General features: G+C 39.7%; 7 protein-coding genes. 3 read left to right on the top strand and 4 right to left on the bottom strand.

Annotated elements, in window-relative coordinates:
- Positions 1–127: 127 nt before the first annotated feature.
- A complete protein-coding gene (locus NL42_RS06810) occupies positions 128–1,147 on the top strand; it encodes an MBL fold metallo-hydrolase (RefSeq protein WP_461312221.1) in 1,020 nt (339 codons plus the stop codon).
- Between the two features lie 69 nt (positions 1,148–1,216).
- On the opposite strand, the gene NL42_RS06815 is transcribed toward NL42_RS06810, so the two are convergent.
- Entirely contained in the window at positions 1,217–1,915 is a 699-nt protein-coding gene (locus NL42_RS06815) for a type 1 glutamine amidotransferase domain-containing protein (RefSeq protein ID WP_461312222.1), read from the bottom strand.
- Positions 1,916–2,070: 155 nt separating this feature from the next.
- Here NL42_RS06815 and NL42_RS06820 point away from each other — a divergent pair, with 155 nt between their 5' ends.
- On the top strand, positions 2,071–2,487 hold the full coding sequence (locus NL42_RS06820; RefSeq protein ID WP_005128575.1) for a MerR family transcriptional regulator: 417 nt from the start codon (positions 2,071–2,073) through the stop codon (positions 2,485–2,487).
- Positions 2,488–2,564: 77 nt separating this feature from the next.
- Positions 2,565–3,371 (top strand): type 1 glutamine amidotransferase domain-containing protein, encoded by an 807-nt coding sequence (locus NL42_RS06825; RefSeq protein WP_461312223.1) that lies wholly within the window; start codon positions 2,565–2,567, stop codon positions 3,369–3,371.
- A 67-nt stretch (positions 3,372–3,438) separates the two neighbouring features.
- On the opposite strand, the gene NL42_RS06830 is transcribed toward NL42_RS06825, so the two are convergent.
- The 3 genes from NL42_RS06830 to NL42_RS06840 form a co-directional block, all read right to left on the bottom strand.
- Positions 3,439–4,014: a dihydrofolate reductase family protein gene (locus tag NL42_RS06830; protein ID WP_461312224.1), complete on the bottom strand. Its 576-nt coding sequence runs from the start codon at positions 4,012–4,014 to the stop codon at positions 3,439–3,441.
- A 198-nt stretch (positions 4,015–4,212) separates the two neighbouring features.
- Positions 4,213–5,280 carry a saccharopine dehydrogenase family protein gene (locus NL42_RS06835; protein ID WP_461312225.1) on the bottom strand — a complete coding sequence of 356 codons (1,068 nt, stop codon included), beginning with the start codon at positions 5,278–5,280 and terminating at the stop codon, positions 4,213–4,215.
- A 15-nt stretch (positions 5,281–5,295) separates the two neighbouring features.
- The coding region (locus NL42_RS06840; protein WP_461312226.1) for an NADH:flavin oxidoreductase/NADH oxidase family protein at positions 5,296–6,493 on the bottom strand (1,198 nt) is incomplete at its 5' end.

The raw sequence follows: 6,493 nt of genomic DNA on the forward strand, positions 1-6,493 counted from the left end.
ATGCACGGCGTCCTTATTTTTAAACCAATTAATGAGTGAGCAAATACTCATTTAAATAAATCAAAATAAGCACTTAGCCCAAGTTCTTATTTGCACATATAGGTTTGTTCCAATAAGGAAAAACAAGATGACTATTTCAAACACAACAGACTTGCCTTCTCCCTTAATGCCATCTCAACAGCACAATGGCAAATTTAGAAATACGCGTCCAAATCAACACAAACCTTCTTTTGGCAAAACGCTTCAGCTCATGTGGAAGTTTCTATTTAACAAACCAAAAGATACCGTTCCAAACAGAGAAATTCCTGTTTTAAGTTTGTCGAAAGAACAGTTGTTAAGTGCACCCGATCGCTCTCTATTTCGTTTGGGCCACTCAACCATCTTGTTAAAACTGCAAAATGAATTTTGGTTAACCGACCCAGTTTTTTCAGAGCGTGCATCACCTTTTCAGTGGCTTGGACCAAAACGGTTCCACCAACCACCAATTAGTATTGCTGACTTACCGCCCATTAAAGGCGTGATTTTGTCGCATAACCACTACGACCACCTCGACTACCATGCAGTTATGCAACTTAACGATAAAGTTGAGCATTTCTTAACACCGCTTGGTGTGGGTGACACACTCATTAAATGGGGAGTTCCAGCAGAAAAAGTTCAACAACTTGATTGGTGGGATACTACCCATGTAGATGGACTAAAATTGGTGGCTACTCCTGCTCATCATTTTTCAGGCCGTGGTATGGGTGATAGCAATACGACGCTTTGGGCTTCGTGGGTGATTATTGATAATGACTTACGGATATTTTTTAGTGGTGACACAGGCTATTTCGATGGGTTTAAAGAGATTGGACACCGTTATGGCCCATTTGATCTGACCATGTTAGAAACTGGTGCTTATGACCCTGAATGGCCTGATGTTCACATGCAACCAGAGCAAACTTTACAAGCACATATCGATTTAAAAGGTCGTCATTTATTGCCTGTGCACAACGGTACTTTTGATTTGGCACTTCATGCTTGGGATGATCCGTTTGAACGTATTGTCGGTTTAGCTAAAGAAAATGCGTTAGCGATTAGCACACCTCAAATGGGAGAACTCTTAAACTTAAATGAACCAAATGTCGAAAATTATTGGTGGCGTTCGTAGTTTTATATAAATAAGCCGAACACTCATTTGTAGTATTCGGCTTGTCTTATTCATAACTTTGAGTAATTTTCACGACGCATTCTTTTCTAGCTCTACTACTATTGCTAAAGCCGTCTTTCTAGCTGAAAAAGGGTTTTGACCTGTAATTAACTTGCCGTCTTGAACTACATATGGTGCAAAGGGAATAAAAGCTTTTTCATAATGAGCGCCATATTCTTTCGCTAACTCTTCGGCATTGTACGGCACTTTTTTTGCTACCCCTGCCAGAACCTCTTCACTCCAAGCAAAGCCTGTTAACTTCTTATCTTTTATCAGTCGCTCACCATTTGAAAGTCGTACATTGAGCAAGCCACAATAGCCATGACAAACACTTGAAACGATACCGCCATTTTCATAAATATTTTTGGTGATTTCTTGAAGTTCAGGGTTATCTAAAAAATCCCACATCACACCGTGACCACCTGTGTAATAGATTACGTCATAATCTTGCCCATTAATATCGGAAGGCTTAAACGTATTTGCCAGCAGTGTAATAAAAGCTTGGTCCTTTTCTCGGTCTTTGACAGATTTATCTGCCACTAAAGGCACAAGCGATTTTGGTTCAATTGGAGTTTTTCCGCCATTTGGGCTAACAATATCTTGTATGTAACCTTGCTTTTCAAATTCATCATAGGCATGGGTGAGTTCGCCTAACCACAGCCCTGTTGGTTCATCTACATCCTTATAACGTGAAATATTGGTCACGACATGCAATATGCGTTTAGACATTTTCTCACCTCATTTTTCATATTTATAATTCTATTCTTTCATCTATCAAAGCATAGAAAGCTGTTACTTAAAGTGTGTGGTTAGTAAAGTTATGAACCTTGCTTTTACACTACTATAAGTCTAAAGTTAACTTTAATGTCAATAGAGTCTGTGCCATGAATATTAGCGAGTTATCGAAACTAAGCGGCTTAAGCACCCCTACAATTCGTTACTATGAGCAAATCAAACTCTTACCTAAAGCAAAAAGAAAATCGAATGGTTATCGTGAATACACCGATAACGATTTGAAGCAACTTTCTCTTATCCAACAAGCCCAGCAAGTTGGGTTTTCTTTAGCAGAAATTAAAGCTTTTTTGCCTTCAAAAGTTGCCACTTGGAACCATGATGCACTTATTCAAACAATTGAATTAAAAATTCAAGAAATAGAGCTTTTAGAACAAAAACTCAAGGTGAGTAAGCAAAACTTACGTACCATGATTAATGCCATTAATGACAAACCCGATGAAATTACCTGCGAGCAAAATGCAGAACGACTCATGAATCTCTATTTCGACAAAGCAAAAACACCGTAATTTTTTAACAACTCTATTGACCTTAAAGTACACTTTAAACATACGATGGATAACAGGTGATAAATGAGGAACCTGTGATGTTTAAAGTTTGGGATTTTCAGCGTTGGTTAACCATTATTTTTGCCATTTTTTTGACTACACATGTGGTACATGCCGCTGAGTCAAATAAAGCTCAAAGCCTTACCAAAGCAAACGGAAAAATTTTAGTCGTAATGACCAATCACTCGGCTTACCCTTCCCGTTCGGATAAAACAGGACTTTGGCTGACTGAACTCACTCATTTTTACGATGTCGCTTTGGCTGCTGGTTATGAAATGGATTTTGTAAGTCCTTTAGGTGGTGAAATACCTCTAGATGAACGTAGCCTAAAATCGATTTACCTAGACAAATCTGCCCGTCAGCATTTAGCCGACTCAGCCTTTATGCAGCGGTTAAAAACAACGCTGGCTCCAAGTGCCATTAATCCTAGCCAGTACAAAGCCATTTACTATACGGGTGGGCACGGCACCATGTGGGATTTTCCAAACAATAAAGCTTTGCAGAATATTAGTGAACAAATCTATCGCCAAGGTGGAGTCGTTTCAGCAGTATGTCATGGTGTGGGTGGTTTATTGCCTTTACAGGATGAAAATGGCAAACCCTTAATTGCAGGTAGAACCGTTACTGGTTTTGCAAATATTGAAGAAACACTTTCAGGTATTAAGTCTCAAGTTCCATTTTCTTTACAAAACGGACTTATTGAACATGGAGCAAACTACAAAGAAGCGTTTATTCCATTTACGTCTTATGTGGTTTCGGACGACAGAATTATTACTGGACAAAACCCTCAGTCGAGTAAAGAAATTGCTGAAACAGTTGTTAAGCGTTTAAGCAGTATGCAATAAAGCTAAAAAGACGAATTATAGACCAGCACTGTAATTCGTCTTTTCCATACAAATATTATAGAAAAAATCAGCTTATCTTTTGATAGTGAAGACCTATCGCGCCAGAAGCAAAAGTTTTATTTTCAATGAGTTTAAGATTGGTTTTTTGCTGAATGCCTTGAAACAGTGGCAAGCCGCTACCAATCAGCACGGGCGAAACTGTAATTTTATATTCATCGATTAAACCAAGTTGCATCAAATAGTGTGCGAATCGAGGACTCCCTAGAATTACCATATCTTTGCCCGATTGCTGTTTCAGCTTATTAATTTCTTCTTCAACATGGTCTTTTACAAGACGGGAATTATTCCATTCAACCGTATCTAAAGTAGTTGAAAAAACGATTTTTTCAGTCTTTTCAATCCACTCAGCATGATTTCGTTCGTGCTCCGAAGCTTCTGGATTTGAAAGCATTGCTGGCCAGTAATTATGCATCATCTGGTAAGTCACACGTCCCCAAATCACCGTATCGGCAGTGCTCAAAATCTCTTTTGCATGATTTGCTAAATCGGCATCGTAAGCAATCCAGCCTATGTCCATTGCCCCATTTGGACCTTCGACAAAACTGTCAAGCGATGCATGTAGAAATAGTATGAGTTTTCTCATTATTTACATTCCTTTGTTATGAAAAAAATTTATCGCTTTTTAGTATATTCAATTTGAATTATTTCTTATGGTGTGTTTTGTTTTCTGCTTTTCTTTTACCTATATAAAGCTGTATTTATTTGAAATATTTATAAATTACCCGAACAAGAATGACTCCTTATTCGGGACTATCTATAAACGTGCTGTTTTAATAAAGGCTTAATTAATAACCAATGGACCAGAACCCGGCAACTCGGTCACTAGCTTATAACCCATCAGTTTTGCTGGTGTATATGTACCACCTTTAACCGTATTTTTGAGTAAATAATCCACCACAGTCAGTGAGCCATTTACGGTAAGGCTATACGCATTTTCCGTTTGGATGCGGGCAGTTTTGATTTCCCCACGTGAATTTCTGGCTTCACCCCAAACATAAGTAGGTACTTTTGCGCGGAGTTCCTCATTTGGCCCCACAACCGTTTTTTCAATACGCGACTTAATAAACTTTTGTACAGCATTGATTTTTAATATTGGACGTACATAGTTCATCATTTTCGCACCAAAAATCATTTTGGGAAATGCGGGTACAAATACTTCAATGTTTGGAATACCCGTTGTATAGAACGCTGTAGATACATCTCCCCACGGAACACTCATAGCACTTTTTTTACCGTCACCAAAATCAATGGTCCGAACATAATATGCTAATGGAACGGTAGTAATTTTTCCATTTTTCCGAATTTTTCCGCCTTCGGCCATGCCTTCTGTACTTGTTTTAGCAGTACCTGGTGAAAACCCTGTTCTAGAGTCAAAACCAAGTGCTAAATGGGTCGCATCTGGCAATGCTTCTTTGAGCGCGGCAGCGATACAATCTGTCGGAATCACATCGAAACCAACACCCGGACAAAGCACAATATCGGCTTTTTCAGCTTGGCTGTTAAGAGACTGTGCCAGTTCAAATACAGCGATTTCACCCGTAATGTCGAGATAATGAGCACCAGCTTTTATACACGCTTCCATCATGGGTTTTGATGTCGCTGAAAATGGCCCTGCACAGTGCATAACCAGTTTAAAGCCTTGCAGTTGCTCACTGACCGCATCTACGTTATCAAGTCCAAAAGCTTTATAGTCTAGTTCCAACTCTTGAGCTAATGTTTCAACCTTAGCTTTGTTACGACCAGCCAAAGTTGGTTTTAGACCTTGGCGTACAGCTTCACGAGCGATTAACTCGCCCGTGTAACCATTTGCTCCATAAATTATCCAGTTTGAATCGTTAAGATTTGTCATAATACAACTCACTTATTAAGAAGCAAATGTATAGTCACGCATGCCTTTTTTGTATTGGCGGGTACGGCATGACATAGCTGATTGTTGCAAAATTAGAGCCCAAGCTGGTGATATATTTGGATTTGCCTTTTTACCAGAACTCAGCTTACTGAACTGGAATTTGACCACAGCCATATTCGCAAGTGAAGCTAGCATTTTATTTTCCCACGTAATTGGCTTGAGTTCAGGTGCAACATTTTGACCTTGTTTCCAAGCGTTTGGCAGATTAGGTTCAATCGCTAAAGCTGTGGCAATACCGACCATATCTACACCACTTTCAACTACCTGCTCTGCTACCTGTTTACGGCGTATGCCACCTGTCACCATAACAGGCATTTTGGCAACTTTACGAATTTCTTGGGCAAACTCTAAAAAATAAGCTTCACGAGCAAGTGTTCGGCCATCACGTGCTTGACCTTGCATTGCAGGCGCTTCATAGCTACCGCCTGAAAGCTCAACTAAATCGACTGCATGTTCATTTAGCATTTTAACCACTTGTTGAGCATCTTCAGCGCTAAACCCACCACGTTGGAAATCGGCTGAATTTAGTTTTACTGCAACAGTAAACTGAGGTGAAACCACTTTACGAACTGCTTCCACAATTTCAATTAAAATCCGAGCGCGGTTTTCTAAAGAACCACCCCATTGATCTTGGCGTTTATTGCTGAGTGGTGAAAGAAACTGGCTTAATAAATAACCATGCGCTGCATGAATTTCTACGCCGGTAAACCCTGCTTTTTCACCTAAACGCGCCGTGTTTGCAAAACGCTGAATCACCTCGGCAATCATAGATTCAGTCATTTCAATTGGTGTATTAAAGCGATTTGACATTTTGCCTAAATCTAAAGCAACAGCAGAAGGCGCCCATGTTTGTTGCCCTAAATTTGACTGCATTTGACGCCCTGGATGGTTAATTTGAAGCCAAATCTGAGCGCCTTTTGAACGACCAATTTGTGCCCATTTTTTAAAAGTATCTAGATGCTTTTCATCTTCAAGCACTACGCCGCCCGGTCCAGTCATCGCTCGGCGGTCTACCATCACATTTCCAGTAATGATTAGACCTACGCCACCATTTGCCCAAGCTTGATATAAACGCATTAATTCTTCTGATGGTGCATGGTTTAAATCAGCCATGTTTTCTTCCATTGCCGCTTTAGCAATACGGTTAGGAACA

This window comes from Acinetobacter sp. GN11, from assembly GCF_054823985.1.